The 15,089-nt window shown below is 39.9% G+C and carries 15 protein-coding genes; 5 read left to right on the plus strand and 10 right to left on the minus strand.

Features of this window, described 5'->3' with window-relative positions; translation table 11 throughout:
• Window positions 1–41: 41 nt before the first annotated feature.
• Window positions 42–881, minus strand: coding sequence for a prephenate dehydrogenase (locus B3H30_RS10085; RefSeq protein WP_070567840.1), 840 nt, complete (start codon window positions 879–881; stop codon window positions 42–44).
• Between the two features lie 131 nt (window positions 882–1,012).
• Window positions 1,013–2,173 carry a pyridoxal phosphate-dependent aminotransferase gene (locus tag B3H30_RS10090; RefSeq protein ID WP_070567838.1) on the minus strand — a complete coding sequence of 387 codons (1,161 nt, stop codon included), beginning with the start codon at window positions 2,171–2,173 and terminating at the stop codon, window positions 1,013–1,015.
• Between the two features lie 265 nt (window positions 2,174–2,438).
• On the opposite strand from B3H30_RS10090, the gene B3H30_RS10095 reads away from it, so the two are divergent.
• From B3H30_RS10095 to B3H30_RS10110, 4 genes are all read left to right on the plus strand, one after another.
• Entirely contained in the window at window positions 2,439–4,274 is a 1,836-nt protein-coding gene (locus B3H30_RS10095) for an ABC transporter ATP-binding protein (RefSeq protein ID WP_070567835.1), read from the plus strand.
• Window positions 4,275–4,377: 103 nt separating this feature from the next.
• Window positions 4,378–5,577, plus strand: coding sequence for an aminofutalosine synthase MqnE (gene mqnE / locus B3H30_RS10100; protein ID WP_070567833.1), 1,200 nt, complete (start codon window positions 4,378–4,380; stop codon window positions 5,575–5,577).
• 13 nt (window positions 5,578–5,590) lie between these two features.
• The gene (locus tag B3H30_RS10105; RefSeq protein ID WP_070568275.1) at window positions 5,591–6,217 is read left to right on the plus strand and encodes a histidine phosphatase family protein; all 627 of its coding nucleotides are present in this window, start codon (window positions 5,591–5,593) and stop codon (window positions 6,215–6,217) included.
• Entirely contained in the window at window positions 6,210–6,938 is a 729-nt protein-coding gene (locus tag B3H30_RS10110) for a menaquinone biosynthetic enzyme MqnA/MqnD family protein (RefSeq protein ID WP_070567831.1), read from the plus strand. Before B3H30_RS10105 ends, B3H30_RS10110 begins: the two co-directional genes overlap by 8 nt.
• 184 nt (window positions 6,939–7,122) lie before the next feature.
• Here B3H30_RS10110 and B3H30_RS10115 read toward each other — a convergent pair whose 3' ends face one another.
• The 6 genes from B3H30_RS10115 to B3H30_RS10140 form a co-directional block, all read right to left on the minus strand.
• Entirely contained in the window at window positions 7,123–8,376 is a 1,254-nt protein-coding gene (locus B3H30_RS10115; protein WP_236560235.1) for a DEAD/DEAH box helicase, read from the minus strand.
• A gap of 237 nt (window positions 8,377–8,613) precedes the next feature.
• Window positions 8,614–9,660 (minus strand): aspartate--ammonia ligase, encoded by a 1,047-nt coding sequence (gene asnA / locus B3H30_RS10120; RefSeq protein WP_236560234.1) that lies wholly within the window; start codon window positions 9,658–9,660, stop codon window positions 8,614–8,616.
• 252 nt (window positions 9,661–9,912) lie between these two features.
• Entirely contained in the window at window positions 9,913–10,239 is a 327-nt protein-coding gene (locus tag B3H30_RS10125; RefSeq protein WP_046675441.1) for a HesB/IscA family protein, read from the minus strand.
• 81 nt (window positions 10,240–10,320) lie between these two features.
• On the minus strand, window positions 10,321–11,499 hold the full coding sequence (locus tag B3H30_RS10130) for a cysteine desulfurase family protein (protein WP_236586030.1): 1,179 nt from the start codon (window positions 11,497–11,499) through the stop codon (window positions 10,321–10,323).
• Between the two features lie 26 nt (window positions 11,500–11,525).
• On the minus strand, window positions 11,526–11,951 hold the full coding sequence (locus B3H30_RS10135; RefSeq protein WP_046675442.1) for a DUF983 domain-containing protein: 426 nt from the start codon (window positions 11,949–11,951) through the stop codon (window positions 11,526–11,528).
• 2 nt (window positions 11,952–11,953) lie between these two features.
• Window positions 11,954–12,820: an AraC family transcriptional regulator gene (locus tag B3H30_RS10140; RefSeq protein WP_070567827.1), complete on the minus strand. Its 867-nt coding sequence runs from the start codon at window positions 12,818–12,820 to the stop codon at window positions 11,954–11,956.
• 145 nt (window positions 12,821–12,965) lie between these two features.
• Between B3H30_RS10140 and B3H30_RS10145 the strand changes: the two genes are divergently transcribed.
• A complete protein-coding gene (locus B3H30_RS10145) occupies window positions 12,966–13,823 on the plus strand; it encodes a mechanosensitive ion channel family protein (RefSeq protein WP_070567825.1) in 858 nt (285 codons plus the stop codon).
• Here B3H30_RS10145 and B3H30_RS10150 read toward each other — a convergent pair.
• Window positions 13,820–13,978 carry a hypothetical protein gene (locus tag B3H30_RS10150; protein WP_172462497.1) on the minus strand — a complete coding sequence of 53 codons (159 nt, stop codon included), beginning with the start codon at window positions 13,976–13,978 and terminating at the stop codon, window positions 13,820–13,822. The two genes, B3H30_RS10145 and B3H30_RS10150, sit on opposite strands and share 4 nt — an antisense overlap.
• Window positions 13,975–14,949: a 2-hydroxyacid dehydrogenase gene (locus B3H30_RS10155; RefSeq protein ID WP_070567823.1), complete on the minus strand. Its 975-nt coding sequence runs from the start codon at window positions 14,947–14,949 to the stop codon at window positions 13,975–13,977. The genes B3H30_RS10150 and B3H30_RS10155 overlap by 4 nt, the downstream gene beginning before the upstream one ends.
• Window positions 14,950–15,089 lie beyond the last annotated feature (140 nt).

Raw genomic sequence — 15,089 nt, forward strand, 5'->3', positions numbered from 1 at the left:
TGGTGGACTTTTTATACCTACTGCTCTAACTAGAGCAGCCTTTATTTAATGATCCTTTTTATCTTATTGGAACGGGTAATCAGTTTGTGCAATTTGTCATAATCCTCCGTGGCAATAGAATCGTGCAGGGATTGAAGCTGCTTGATATGTTCTTCGAGTACTTCGAGTACATTTTCGCGATTTTGCTTGAAAATAGGTGTCCACATATCGGGCGAACTTTTGGCTAGACGTACTGTAGATTCAAATCCCGAGCCTGCCAGCTCAAAGATACGCCCTTGAGATTTCTCTTTTTCCAATACTGTTAAGGCGAGGGCGAAAGAGGTCAGGTGAGAAATGTGGGATACATAAGCCGTATGCACATCATGTTCATCTGCATTCATAAAACAGCTGCGCATCTCCAATTGGTCGGTGATGGCATCGGCAATCTCGAAAGCATCCTCATCCGTTTTAAATGCTTCAACATACACCATCATTTTTCCTTTGAATAAGCCTGCTATTGCAGCTTCGGGTCCCGAATACTCTGTTCCGGCCATGGGATGGGCTGCAACATAACGGCCCCTATTGGGATGATCCTTTATTTTATTCAGAATATTCGTTTTTGTTGATCCCATGTCGATGACAACCTGGTCTGTGACCAGATCCAAGATTTGAGGAACAACATGTAAAATGGCATCAACAGGAATTGTGAGCACCAATACTTTACAGGTCTTAATCGCATCTTCTAAGCTTGCTGTTTCGTCAATGAAGCCGATATGCATCGCTTTATCTAAGTTCTTTTGACTCTTATCTACACCGATTATTTTGTCGCAGAATTTTGTTTCTTTTAGGCGAATGGCAACTGAGCCGCCGATCAAGCCTACGCCTACAATGGCAATGTTCATATATAAACAATTATATTAAGCGTATTTTTGTTCAAATGTTATACATCGAACGCTTCATACCCTGGTTGTTTGTTGATTAATTATTCTATCGATAATTTCAAAGCAGTTAAGCTGCGCCGAAATCGAATGTGTTAGAAATTATCTTTAATACGTTGGATTGATTCTTTGAGTACCTCTACCGTAGCACAGAGACTGATGCGTATATATTGATCGCCTTTATCTCCAAAAATTCCACCCGGTGTAATAAATACCCGTGATCTCTCCAAAACAGCATCACTCAGGGCATAGCCATCCTCGTATTTCTCCGGAATACGCGCCCATACAAATAGACCTACTTGGTCTTTTTGATAAGCACAGTCCAGCAAATCCATGATCTCATAAACCTGTTGGCGCCGTTCCGCATAAATTTTGTTTAGATCAGCATACCAGGAGGCATCAAGTTGTAAGGCTTTCGCCGCGGCCAGCTGAACAGGTAAAAACATGCCTGAGTCCATGTTGCTTTTGAAACGAAGCACTTGGTTTATACGTTCTTCGGCACCCACGAGCACACCAATTCGCCATCCCGCCATATTGGAAGATTTGCTCAGCGAATTCAATTCAATAGCCACATCTTTGGCGCCTGGTATACTCATAATGCTTTTTGGCGTATCTGTCAAAATAAAGCTATATGGGTTATCGTGGCAAATCAGGATATTATGCTCTTTGGCAAATTGAATCAGCTCTTGGTAAAATGCATCGGGTGCGGAGGCACCTGTTGGCATATGGGGATAGTTTATCCACATTAGTTTAACCTTTGACAAGTCTTGTTTTTTGAGCTCATTTAAATCAATAAGCCAATTTTGCTCTTGTGTAAGATTATAGGTAATCGCTTCAGCACCACTCAGCCGCACTGCGGCCGCATAAGCAGGGTAGCCAGGATTAGGTATAAGTGCCTGATCCCCTTCCTGCAGGTAGGTCATACAGATATGCACAATGCCTTCTTTTGACCCAATTAAGGGTAATATTTCGGTATTGGGATTAAAAGTCGCGTTATAATAACGTTGATACCAATCTGCAACGGCTTGTCGTAGGGCAGGTGCGCCTTTATAGTTTTGATAGCCATGCACATTTGGAAGTTGGGCATTCGTATTTAATGTCTCGATCACCTCCGGATGCGGGGGTAAGTCTGGACTTCCAATTCCTAGGTTGATTACACGCGCTCCCTGTTTGTTCAACTCATCTATTTCTCTTAATTTTTTGGAGAAATAATATTCTTCAGTGTGCTGCAATCTTTTGGCAACGTCTATTTGCATTTTATTTTAATAAATTTGGTATTTGAATAAGGCTAAATTAGGGAATTATCTATTAAAAGGAGATTTTTTTATCGATTTTTCAAGCTGAACAAGCTGAATGCTTTATTCTTGCGATGCAACAATTTTATAGTCCCCTGCCAGGATATGTGCTTTTCTTGATTAATTTGTTATTTTTGTTCAATTTCCTCGTCAAAAATCTGGAAGTTAGAGGAGAGACCGACGAATTACTTTTGATGTAAAAGTAATTTGTCTTAGTTCAACATAAATGAAAACATATTTTAGGCTCTTATCGTTTGCTAAACCCATTGAGAAATTTGCAATCCCCTATGTAATTTGCACGCTGATCACGGTTGTTTTTAGCACGTTGAATTTGGCATTACTTGCTCCTTTACTCCATACACTTTTTAAAACCGGAAAAGAGGCTTGTGAAGCAGCTATTGAAGTCGTGAAACCTGAAGCGTACACAGATATTTTAGCTTGGTTCAATTACTATGCATCGATGGCAAATGAGCAGTTTGGTGCCTATGGCGCATTGCAAAGGGTCTGTATTGCAATTGTGATCTCCGTATTTATCAGTAATCTGTTTCGCTACTTCTGTCAACGCATTATGGAGAATTTCCGTATTCATACTTTGCTCAAATTGCGTAGAGCGGTATTTGACAGTGTAATGGATTTACATGTCGGTTATTTTACAGGACAACGAAAAGGAGATATTGTTTCTAAAGTTGCGTCTGATGTACAGGTCGTGCAGTATTCTGTGACGGGTACTTTACAGGTGGTTTTTAAAGAGCCCTTGCAATTGATCGCTTATATCGTGATGCTTTTTAATATCTCTGCGCAATTGACATTCTTTTCACTCTTGGTCATTCCCGTCTCTGCATTTTTTATTTCTAGAATCGTTAAGAATCTTAAAAGCCAAGCGCATGCGGCACAGGAATCGTATGGAAATATGATTTCCTATTTGGACGAAGCATTGTCTGGAATAAAAATTATCAAAGCTTTCAATGCCGTTTCATTTATTAAGAACAGGTTTCATAATGAGAACGAACGTTACGCCAATATCGGTCGTGCTATGGCTAAAAGACAACAGTTAAGTTCACCTGTGTCCGAATTGCTGGGGGTAATTATGGTGGCTATTATTCTTTTGTATGGCGGCCATTTGGTGCTTTCAGGTGACAAGAGTTTAACGGCGCCCGCATTTATTGCCTATATCGCTATTTTTTCACAGGTGATGCGTCCGGCAAAGGCGTTAACAGATTCTTTCAGCGGTATTCATAATGGTCTTGCTGCGGGTGAGCGTGTATTGGAACTTATCGATGAACGGACGGAAGTGAAAGATCGCGCCGACGCGAAGCTTGTGAAAAGCTTTGAGAAGAATATTGTCTTTAATCAGGTGAATTTTTCGTATACCAAAGATAAAGAGATTCTACAGAACATCGATTTGACTATAGAAAAAGGGAAGATTATTGCGTTGGTGGGACCTTCAGGTGGGGGAAAATCAACTTTAGTTGATTTAATTCCGCGTTTTATGGACGTCACTGGGGGGCAAATTTTGTTTGACGGTATTGATTTACGGGATTTAGACCAGGATTCTTTACGGGACATGATCGGTGTCGTTAATCAAGAGTCCATTTTGTTTAATGATACGATCTTCAATAATATTGCATTTGCTAATCTTTCGGCCAGTCAAGAGGAAGTAGAAGCCGCTGCACGGATTGCGAATGCGCATGAATTTATTGTGAAAACGGAACAGGGGTATCAGACCAACATAGGTGATAGGGGCGGTAAATTATCTGGTGGCCAACGTCAGCGGATCTGTATTGCACGAGCTGTCTTGAAGAATCCACCGATCATGCTTCTTGATGAGGCGACTTCTGCTTTAGATACCGAATCTGAAAAATTGGTGCAGGACTCCTTATATAAATTAATGGACAATAGAACAACGGTTGTTATTGCCCATCGTTTAAGTACCATTCAGAATGCGGATAAAATTGTGGTTATTGAAGCAGGAAAGATCGTAGAAGCAGGTAGCCATAGTGAGCTGATACAGCAAGAAGGATTATACCGTAAATTAATCGAAATGCAACAATTTACAGATTAGGCTCCTTTTCTAAGAGCTATGTCAAATTAGTTGTTGTCACATTTTTTATTATAACTTTTGTTGCCTTTTCGGTACATTTGATTTAAGATAGGAGATACATTTAATGAACGCAATAGATAAATTGAATTTCTTGATTAACGATAAGAATTTAGCTGTCGAATTGAGAGATATAGCGGAGAAAGTTTTGCGAGAGGAGCGTATCACTTTTGAGGACGGCGTACTTTTGTATGAGAAAGGTGAGTTAGGCTACCTTGGTGTGCTTGCTAACTATATTCGCGAGAAACGCCATGGTGATCATACTTTTTTCAATCGTAATTTTCACATCGAGCCGACTAACGTCTGTGTCTATGACTGTAAGTTCTGTTCGTATTCCCGCTTAATAAAAGAACGGGCTGAAGGTTGGGAGATGGAAGTCGACGGCATGATGGATATTGTGAAAAAGTACGACAAGGAGGCTGTTACTGAAGTTCATATCACCGGAGGGGTTGTTCCTAAGCAGAACCTCGAATTTTATGCCGATTTTTTTCGCAAATGTAAAGCACATCGTCCCGAGTTGCATATCAAAGGACTTACACCTGTAGAGTATTACTATATTTTCAAGAAAGCAAAATTGAGCCATTACGACGGATTGAAGTATCTGCAATCCTGCGGATTAGATTCTATGCCGGGCGGTGGTGCGGAAATCTTTCATCCAGAAGTCAGAGAGCAGATTGCACATGATAAATGCACAGCCGAACAATGGCTGGATATTCATGAGCAGGCGCATAAGCTGGGCATGCATACCAATGCAACCATGCTGTACGGCCATATAGAGCAGTTTTGGCATCGTGTCGATCACATGGAGCGCTTAAGACAGCTACAGGATAAGACTGGCGGTTTTCAGACCTTTATTCCACTAAAATTTAGAAACAAGGAGAATCAAATGTCTCATATTCCGGAGGTATCCGTTATTGAAGACCTCAGGAATTACGCGATCGCTCGAATTTACATGGATAATTTTGATCATATTAAAGCTTATTGGGCAATGATATCGAGAGATACGGCCCAGTTGTCCTTGGCTTTTGGGGTCGATGATATAGACGGAACACTGGATGATACGACAAAAATATACAGCATGGCAGGAGCAGAAGAGCAAAAACCAGGGATGACCACACAAGAGGTTGTTGAGCTAATAAAAAATGTTGGACGCCATCCGATTGAAAGAGATACCCTCTACAATGTGGTAACCGATTATAATGATGTTGTTTTTGATCAAGTTGATCAAAAGAAAAGCTATTACGCATTACCTGTTGTCAATTCATAACTCATATCGCACGTTGAAAAAGACATTTTATTTTATACGACACGGACAGACTGATCTAAATTTAAGAGGTATTGTGCAGGGGCGGGGTGTTAATTCCCCACTCAATAAAATGGGCATAGCTCAAGCTCAGGCTTTCTTTGATCGCTACAATACGGTGCCTTTTGATAAGATATATACCTCCACTTTATTGCGTACTCATCAAACTGTACAGGGGTTCATTGATTTGGATTTACCTTGGGAACAGCTTGTTGGTTTGGATGAAATAAGCTGGGGAGTTTATGAAGGAAAAGAACAAACACCGGAGTTGCTAGCTGGTTTTGAAAAATTGGTCGCAGCATGGCGCAATGGAGAATTGGATGTCAGTATCGAAAACGGAGAGTCTCCTCATGAATTAATGGCGCGTCAACAAGTCGCCTTGGATCATATGCTCGCTCAGACAGATGAAAAAAACATATTAGTCTGTATGCACGGTCGTGCTTTACGGATTATGCTTTGTCTAATGACTGGTGTCGATGCCCGTTATATGGATGATTTCCCGCATACAAATACTGCTTTATATAAATTGCTTTATGATAATGGTCAATTTGAGATTGTAGACCATTACAATACCGCACACTTAGAAGCATTGATAAATGAATAAAATTAGAGTTTCTGCCGTATCGTATACCAATACTTATCCATTTTTGAATGGAATACGTAAATCGAAAGTGATGGAGCAAATCGACTTGAGCGTCGATTATCCAAGTGCCTGTGCACAGAAAGTAATCGACGATCAAGCTGATATCGGGATTATACCGACAGCTGCCTTATTAAGTCTACCCGAGTACTATATTAATACCGATTTTTGTATCGGCACGGAAGGTGCTGTCGATTCTGTCTTTATTTTTGCCAATAAACCCATTGAAGAGGTAAAAACTTTACGTTTAGATAAGCAATCGCGCACTTCAAATGGTTTAGCACGTGTATTGATAAAAAATTATTGGAAAAAGGATGTAGAATTGGTCACTGATGAATCTATAGAGCCAGATGCCTATGTTTTAATTGGGGATCGTACTTTCGGTAAGAAGAATGCAGTACCCTATGTTTATGATTTGGGGGAAGAATGGTTTAACTTCACCGGATTACCTTTCGCTTTTGCCTTATGGGTAAGTAACAAAAAACTTCCCGACTCTTTTGTAGAGGAATTCAATGAAGCTTTAGCGTATGGCGTTGAACATGCAACCGATGTGATAGCCGGTCTCCCAGAATTTGAGGACTTTGATTATACCAAATATCTGACAGAGCATCTTAATTTCCATTTGACAGCCAAGAAGCGCGAAGCTGTGCAATTGTATCTCCGGTATTTAAAAGAATTGGATTAACCTGGGGGCGCTTGGCCTGAACAGGAACGATGACATACCCTGAAAAATTTTAAATCAGAATCGCCAGGTAAGCCTTACACGGTATTGTGAAGGCTTACCTGGCGATTGATTTCCAAAGAAGAAAATACAAGAATTGAAGCCACCGTTTTACACTTGAATTCCAATTAACCAATGTTTTGGACCTTTAAGTACGTCCAATTTTTACTTTACGTCCTTTGATTTTTTGCCCATTTGCCTTGTTGATAATAAAAGGAGCAAGCTTTCTTTTAACGGCGACATAAGCGACCTTATCTTTCACTTCTATTATACCAATGTCGTCTTTTTCAACACCTTCCAAATGCAGGAGAAAACCTACAATGTCAATTTTATTGACTTTGTCTTTTCTTCCAGCACTAACATAAAGTGTGGCGAAAGGTGAATTTTCAGGAAGATCATAGTATTCGGGAAATTCCTCTTCAGGTATTTCCTCCGCTATATAGGGATACGCTTCTTCCGGCTTTAAGATGACATAGACATCACCCTTTGCCTGCATACGCGCAGTACGTCCATTGCGATGAATAAAGCCATCTTCTTTATGCGGTAGCTGATAATGAATAATGGCATCAACTTCGGGGATATCCAGCCCTCTTGCAGCCAAATCGGTCGTGATCAAAACATTGTTGGAATGATTACGGAATTTGAGAAGCGCCAGTTCACGATCTTGCTGTTCAAGTCCGCCATGAAAGGTGTCGTGAATAATATTGCGATTATCCAGTAGTTCGCTGATGTGATCGACGGCATCGCGATGGTTACAGAAGATAATCATTTTTTTCGTCCCAATCTTGCAGATAAGTTTTAGTAGTGCCTCCAATTTCTTTTGAACAGGGGCAACTACTTTTTTAATTGTAATGCGGGGTATATTTTGTGAATTATTCAAAAAATCGACAAGAATAGGCTCCTCTATCTGTGTAAAAGGCGGAATTGCATCCATCATCGTTGCAGAAGTCAATATCCGCGATCTGATGGCCGGTATATGTCGAATAATAAAATCCATTTGTTGCTGAAATCCCAGTTCCAACGATTTATCAAATTCGTCTAGCACGAGGGTATGAATACCGGAAGGATCAAAATTTCCTTCTTCGATATGTTGTTTTATGCGTCCTGGAGTTCCTATAATAATTCCGGGAGCATCCTTGAATTCATTTTTTTCAATACGGGTACTATGACCGCCATAGGCACAGGTGACTTTGTGGCCAGTGGCTACCTTGCGAAGCACTTGCTCTATCTGTAAGGCCAGTTCGCGGGTCGGCACTAAGATCAGTACTTGAACCTCCCGAACGATTTCCTTCAGTTGCTCTAAAATGAGCAATGAAAAGGCCAAGGTTTTGCCAGATCCTGTGGGTGAAAGTAAGATGAAATCATGATCTTTTTGGTACGATTCCACTACTTTTTCTTGCATCTCATTTAAGGATGAGATACCTAATTTATTTAAAATAGCTTCTAGCTGCATTCAGCAAAAATACAAAATACCGCTATTTTGAAAGGAACAAACTCGAATGAAAATTTTTTAGGCATTTTGTAATTAAAAAAACAAGGTAATCAGTCTATAAAAGATGATTACCTTGCCTTGATTTTTATCGGTATACTGAAACACGCGGTATAGTTGCCGAGTTATTAATTTTCCATAAGTATTGTTTTATAGGATATCAATACCTTCTTGTCTTAATGTTTCTTTTTTGTCCTCTTCCCAGATACTGACTTGAACTTCTCCAATATGTTGTTTTTTGAGCATAAACATACAGACACGGGATTGTCCGATTCCACCGCCCATAGATTCCGGTAATTGATCATTGAGAAGCATGCTATGGAAAGTCAGTTTGGATTTTTCAGTGCAATTTCTGATTTCCATTTGATGTGCCAAAGCGGTTTTATCGACGCGAATCCCCATGGAAGAAAGCTCAAAGGCTGAATTTAAGATGGGGTTCCATACGAGAATATCTCCATTCAATCCTTTGTGTCCAGCCTCATTTGCAGTACTCCAATCGTCGTAGTCTGCTGCGCGACCATCGTGTGCAACACCATTGCTGAGTGCCCCGCCGATACCATATAAAAATACTGCACCATATTCTTTTGTGATGGTATTTTCACGTTCTTTTGCAGTTAGATTAGGATATTTTTGCAGAAGTTCTTCTGCTGCAATAAATGTAATGGTTTCTGGAAGAATAGCTTTTATCTGTGGATACTTGCTTTCAACCTGTTGTTCTGTATAGCGTAATGCATCGTAAATTTTTAATACGGTATCTTTCAGTAAGGCCAAAGTACGTTGATCTTTATCGATTACTTTTTCCCAATCCCATTGGTCTACATATATCGAATGAATAGGGGTGTAATCTTCATCAGGACGCAGTGCTTTCATGTCTGTCACGATGCCTTCCCCGGGTAACATTTCAAGTTCTTTTAAACGGACTCTTTTCCATTTTGCCAATGAATGTACGACGACAGCCCTTTTTTCATTCAATGATTTAATCGGAAATGATACCGGGCGCTCAATTCCATTTAAGTCATCATTTAATCCTGTGCCGTCTAAAACCACCAAAGGCGATGAGATCGGAATTAAATTTAATGCTTTCTTTAGTTGTTGGACAAATGTATCTTTAACGAAGCTGATAGCAACTTCGGTATTTAAAAGTTTTCTTCCCTCCATATGAGTTAAATGAAATACCATGTGCGGATTGATACGCATGGTTTTATTTTTTATTCAGTTATTTCCTACAAAAGTATGAAAATATCACTGGTTAATCTGTTTGGTTGTGATTTTTAATATTTATCCATTAAAAAGTTGAAAAAATAAAAAAATTCTAACAAAATGAAGGTAGGTCAATATTTAATTATAAAACTAATAATTTGTTGGTGCAACTAAAAGTGTTTGGTTACTTACTAAAAGAGCCCTGAATATTTCAGGGCTCTTTTATTTATGGTGGATCGACGTGATTGATTAAACGGAGAAACTTTCGCCGCATGCACAGGTCCGGCTCGCATTAGGGTTATGGAATTCAAAACCTTTTCCGTTCAAACCATCGGAATAATCCAGTTCTGTACCTGCTAGGTATAAAAACGATTTTATATCCAAACAGACTTTCACGCCTTTATCTTCGAAAAATTGATCACCTTTTTTTTCTTCGTTATCGAAGTTCAGCTTATAACTCAAGCCCGAACAACCGCCACTTTCCACAGCAACACGCACAAAGTAATTGCTGTCATATTGCTCATCCTTCATGATTTCCTCGATACGAGTTTTTGCTTTGTCAGTAACTGTAATCATAGTAATATCCTTTGTATAGCACAAAGATACATACAATCTTGTTATATTTCGCCTGTTATAAAGTTTTTAGAATGTCATAAATTAATCGATCAGGCCAGCTTTGAAAAGTTGCCAGATGGGGGATTGATCGCGGATTTTGCGAACCGCATCTGTGACCAATTGAGCGCATTGTATAATATCCTCTTGAGTCGTAAATATGCTTAAGCTAAAGCGAATGGCCGATAATGCATCTTCTTTGGAAACATTCATAGCCATTAAAACATGGGACGGTTCTCTGGATCCGGTTACACAGGCTGAGCCCGAGGAAAGGGCCAAAGCAGGACAGGCAGTCATTATTTCGCTGGCTAGGATGTGTTTAAAACTGATGTAACTGGTGTTGGGTAGGCGGGGTACATTTTTTCCATGAATGATGATTTCAGGAATACCACCTAAAAGTTCTTCCAATAGATCGCGGTTTCGTTCGACCGTATGATAAGATGTTGGTTTAAGCAGAGACAGGGCTTTTCCAAAGCCGACGATAGCTGGAACGTTGTACGTACCGCCTCTAAATCCGCTTTCCTGACCACCGCCTACAATCAGCGGAGTAATCTGTATCGGCTTCGATTTGCGACGGATGTATAAGGCACCGACTCCCTTCGGGCCATGAAGTTTATGCGCGCTCAGGCATAAAAGGTCAATCGGGACTTTTTGTAGATCAATGTTGATTTTTCCAATAGCCTGCGTAGCGTCACAGAAAAATAAGATGTCTTTCTCCTTACAAATAGTGGCGATTTGAGTTAGCGATGTGCATACTCCTGTCTCGTTATTTGCCGCCATGATGCAAACGAGTATGGTCTGGGAGCTCATCGCATTTTTTAAATCGTCTATACGAATCATGCCTTGTGCATCGACGGGGAGATAGCTGATCTGCGCTCCTTTTTTCGTCAGTTGTTCACAGCAGCTTAATACAGCTTTGTGTTCTGTTGAAACGGTGATAATATGATTTCCCTTGGATTGATATTTGTCAAATATGCCACAGATTACGGTATTAATACTTTCTGTTGCACCTGAATTGAAAAATAGTTCTTTTGGTGAACAATTCAGTGCTTCAGCTATTTGCGCTCTAGCCAGTTGGACGGCGGCATTGGCTTCACGCCCCATTTGGTGATAGACACTCGATGCATTCGCATAGTTTTGGATGAAGTAGGGCGTCATGGTATTCCATACCTCATCCAAAATTCGCGTTGTTGCGTTGTTGTCCAAATAAATCATATCCTTCATCAGGATAAAGATAAGGATAATGAAGGTTATGCTGAAGCCTTCACATCAACTTCCTTTTTTTTGACATTTGGATCATATCTCAAGCCCGGGGTCAACCAATACATCAGTATGATACGGGAATAACGGTAGTTGAATGGCGACATTAAAACAACGCTCATGATAGCAACGGTTGCATAGAGTATAAAAGAAGAATCATTGCCTGTCAGGATATAGGTTGCCATACAAGCCGTAACCATTTCTGCAATGGAGAACGCATAGGTAACATACATGGCACCATAAAAATAACCTGGCTCACGCTCGTAACGAAGTCCACAGTATTCGCAATGGCTATTCATTTTTTGTACTTTAAGACCATAGGCAGGACCTTGGTACACATGGCCGATCCGGCATCTTGGACATTTCGCTTGCCATGCAGCTTTAAATTCAGATAATTCGTATTTAACCTCTTCCATAGTTATAGTTGTTTTCTGAACTCTTCTGGTGTGAGCCCAGCGGATTTTTTGAAAAATTTAGTAAAGTATGAGTTGTCATTGAATTGCAGCTCATCTGCAATCTCATTGATATTTAAGTTTCGATTGACCAATAGTCGCTTCGCTTCGAGTACAATCCGGTTTCGTATAATTTCACCTGCTGATTGTCCGATGTAGGATTTGCAGATCGCATTCAGATGATTGGGTGTAATAAATAACTGATCTGCGTACACACTGGGCAATTTGGTAGATCTGAATTGCTGTTCAACCAATTGCTGAAAACTATTGAATATTTTGTGATTATATGGCGTACTGTGCTCTTGATGATCTTTTTCTGTAGAAATTGAGATATACAATATAAATTGGAGCAGAAGTGTACGGATATAGTCTTCCGATTGACCTGCCGCTTTTGCGGAAGCAATTTGTTCAAGAATGTGAATAGCCTGCTTGCGAAATTGTTCCGCAATAACAAAAATAAGCTGCTCAATTTTACCCTGTAAGAAGCTGAAGCGTTCCAGGTAATCGGTTCTTAAGAGAAAAGACTGAAAATAGTCAATGGAAAAATTGACAACATAGCCTTCTTCGTCACCTGTAAAGTTCCAGGTATGAACTTGACCTGGTACCATAAAATAGATTTGATAAGGTTCAATGTTGTAATGATTGAAATCAATAATGTGTTCTCCTGAGCCCTTGGTGAATAGCACAAAATGGAAAAAATTATGTTTGTGAGGAAATACCATATCCTGATGCTTGATGATATATTCTTTTAGATCATCAATATGAATCGTTGTTTTGTTATTGAGATCAATGCTACAACTATCAATAATCGGAATGGTATTTTTTCTATTCATATAGCAAAATTACGCTAAATATTCTTTTAACAGTGGTGTTTATTTGGTCTTTTATGGTGTTTTTCAATGATTTTTATATTTTGATACGGTATACGATATGTTGGAACAATCCTTGTGCCTAGAGGTTTAAAATATATTTTACAACATGGAAAGTAATTTAAATAGTTTGGGGAGTAGATTTGGTCGTTTGACCGATATTGTCATTGAGTCTATTCCGGGGATTATAGGTGGAATTATCCTATTGATTCTTGGGAAATATGTGATCAATTTTGTAGATCGCTTATTACATAAACGTTTCGAAAAGAAGAATGTAGATCCCTCTATTCGGGCATTTATCTCCAGTATTGTAAAGATCGTCATGTGGGTGATGTTGCTCCTCACCGTCGCAAGTCAGATTGGAATACAGACAACTTCTTTTATTGCTGCTTTATCCGCCTTTGGGTTGGCCGTTGGTATGGCGCTGCAGGGAAGTCTGAGTAATTTTGCCGGCGGAGTGCTGATTTTGATGTTTAGACCATTTGAGGTAGGGGATTCCATCTCGAGTGCAAATGGTACCGCAGGTACTGTAGAGAGGATTGATATTTTGTATTCCACTTTAATAGGCGATGATGGTGTACGTGTTTTTAGCCCAAATGGCCCTTTGGCCAATTCGGTTATTAAAAACTATACGAAAATTGTGCAACGCATGTTTGAATATACCATCAGTATCTCTTATGATAAAAATGTGAAAGAAGCGAAAGATATTATATTAAGAGTTCTCCGTTCGAATGAAAATGTGTTGACAACTCCAGAGCCAACTGTTTTTATCAAAGAATTGGGAGACAGTGCCATGGTTTTAACCGTTCGTGCGTGGACGAAAAGAGAGCATTATGTCGCTGCTCGAAACTCAATGCAGGAAAAGATTATGTTGGAGCTGGAAAGGAACGATATTAGTTTATCTTCCAATCCGACACAGATTAGCATTGTTTCGAATTCAAGCGACCTAGGGACTGCAAAAGCTTAGTCCTGATCTGTTCCCAAGGCGTGTAAAAGGACAAAGTACCGGTAGGCAATGATAGCCTGCTGGTACTTTTTTAATTTCAAGGGATCCATCTTACCATATTTTGGTAAGATGGCTTTATTTAAGCTGTTTAAAATCTGAAAAAATCTTCGTTTCATTGATATACCTCTTTATTGATAATCTGCGGCATTTTTTCGCCTTTAATTGCTGCCAGTAAGTTACTGGCGGCCATCATTGCCATATTATCCCGCGTTTCTTCTGTAGCAGACCCGATGTGTGGCAATACACAGACATTTTCCATATTTAACAGTGGATTTTTCGGATCCATCGGTTCAGGATTTGTCACATCAAGTCCGGCACCCCATAGTTGGCCAGTCTCTAGAGCTTCTGTTAGATCTATTTCATTGACCAATCCGCCTCTGGCGGTATTAATCAATATAGCGGAGTTTTTCATGCGCGCAAATGTCATTTTGTCAAACCGGTTTTTAGTCTCCGCTGTCAACCCGGCATGGATTGAAAGGACATCGCTCCGCGTGAGCAGATCGTCGAAATTCACATATCGTGCGCCAAGAATTTGCTCTGCTTCCTCATTACGGCTCCGATTGTAATAGATAATATCCATGTTATACGCTGCTTTGGCTTTTCTCGCGAATTCAAAGCCAATTCGTCCCAGTCCATAAATACCCAGTGTTTTGTTGTTGAGCTCGATGCCTAGGTTTGCCGTTGGATCAAAACCTTTCCATTCGCCCTGCAAAATTCTCTTGTGGTTGAAAAATGCCTTCCGCGATACCGATAGCATTAAAAGGAATGCGACATCAGCTGTTGCTCCCGAAAGTATGCCTGGCGTATTGCTTACAGGTATTCCATGCTGTGTTGCGGCAGCGATATCCACATTGTCATAGCCGACACTCATGAGGGATAGGGCTTTAAGGTTTGGGCAGTTTTGGAAAAAATTAGCATCAAACTTTTGCATCCCACCATTCAGCACGTAATCGGCCTGTTGGCTCGCTTCGATAAGCTGCCTTTCGGATAGGGGATCAGCTGAATCGTGTATCGTTAGATCGTGACCGGCAGATTTTAATAAATCTATACCTTTTTGTGGTATTTTTTTAGTGATAAATATCTTCATGCAAATAGCTGTTCTTTAGCTTTCTTGTGATTGATTTTGGTAAACCAATTTGTGTTTTCTTCTAGTCAAAATTAATGATCACTCATCGCTATAACAACAAAAAAAACCATATTGTTGTTTCAATATGGCTCATTATTCTC

Origin of the sequence: Sphingobacterium sp. UBA7038 (genome assembly GCF_002494055.1) — a bacterium.
Lineage (GTDB): Bacteria > Bacteroidota > Bacteroidia > Sphingobacteriales > Sphingobacteriaceae > Sphingobacterium > Sphingobacterium multivorum.

Bases quoted from the DNA above. Each gene is read 5' to 3' on its own strand.
- mqnE (WP_070567833.1), top strand. From the start codon at position 4,378: ATGAACGCAATAGATAAATTGAATTTCTTGATTAACGATAAGAATTTA.
- B3H30_RS10095 (WP_070567835.1), top strand. From the start codon at position 2,439: ATGAAAACATATTTTAGGCTCTTATCGTTTGCTAAACCCATTGAGAAA.
- B3H30_RS10150 (WP_172462497.1), bottom strand. From the start codon at position 13,978: ATGAAACGAAGATTTTTTCAGATTTTAAACAGCTTAAATAAAGCCATC.
- asnA (WP_236560234.1), bottom strand. From the start codon at position 9,660: ATGCGTATCAATCCGCACATGGTATTTCATTTAACTCATATGGAGGGA.
- B3H30_RS10090 (WP_070567838.1), bottom strand. From the start codon at position 2,173: ATGCAAATAGACGTTGCCAAAAGATTGCAGCACACTGAAGAATATTAT.
- B3H30_RS10085 (WP_070567840.1), bottom strand. From the start codon at position 881: ATGAACATTGCCATTGTAGGCGTAGGCTTGATCGGCGGCTCAGTTGCC.
- B3H30_RS10130 (WP_236586030.1), bottom strand. From the start codon at position 11,499: ATGAAGGATATGATTTATTTGGACAACAACGCAACAACGCGAATTTTG.
- B3H30_RS10155 (WP_070567823.1), bottom strand. From the start codon at position 14,949: ATGAAGATATTTATCACTAAAAAAATACCACAAAAAGGTATAGATTTA.
- B3H30_RS10140 (WP_070567827.1), bottom strand. From the start codon at position 12,820: ATGAATAGAAAAAATACCATTCCGATTATTGATAGTTGTAGCATTGAT.
- B3H30_RS10110 (WP_070567831.1), top strand. From the start codon at position 6,210: ATGAATAAAATTAGAGTTTCTGCCGTATCGTATACCAATACTTATCCA.
- B3H30_RS10135 (WP_046675442.1), bottom strand. From the start codon at position 11,951: ATGGAAGAGGTTAAATACGAATTATCTGAATTTAAAGCTGCATGGCAA.
- B3H30_RS10115 (WP_236560235.1), bottom strand. From the start codon at position 8,376: ATGCAAGAAAAAGTAGTGGAATCGTACCAAAAAGATCATGATTTCATC.
- B3H30_RS10125 (WP_046675441.1), bottom strand. From the start codon at position 10,239: ATGATTACAGTTACTGACAAAGCAAAAACTCGTATCGAGGAAATCATG.
- B3H30_RS10145 (WP_070567825.1), top strand. From the start codon at position 12,966: ATGGAAAGTAATTTAAATAGTTTGGGGAGTAGATTTGGTCGTTTGACC.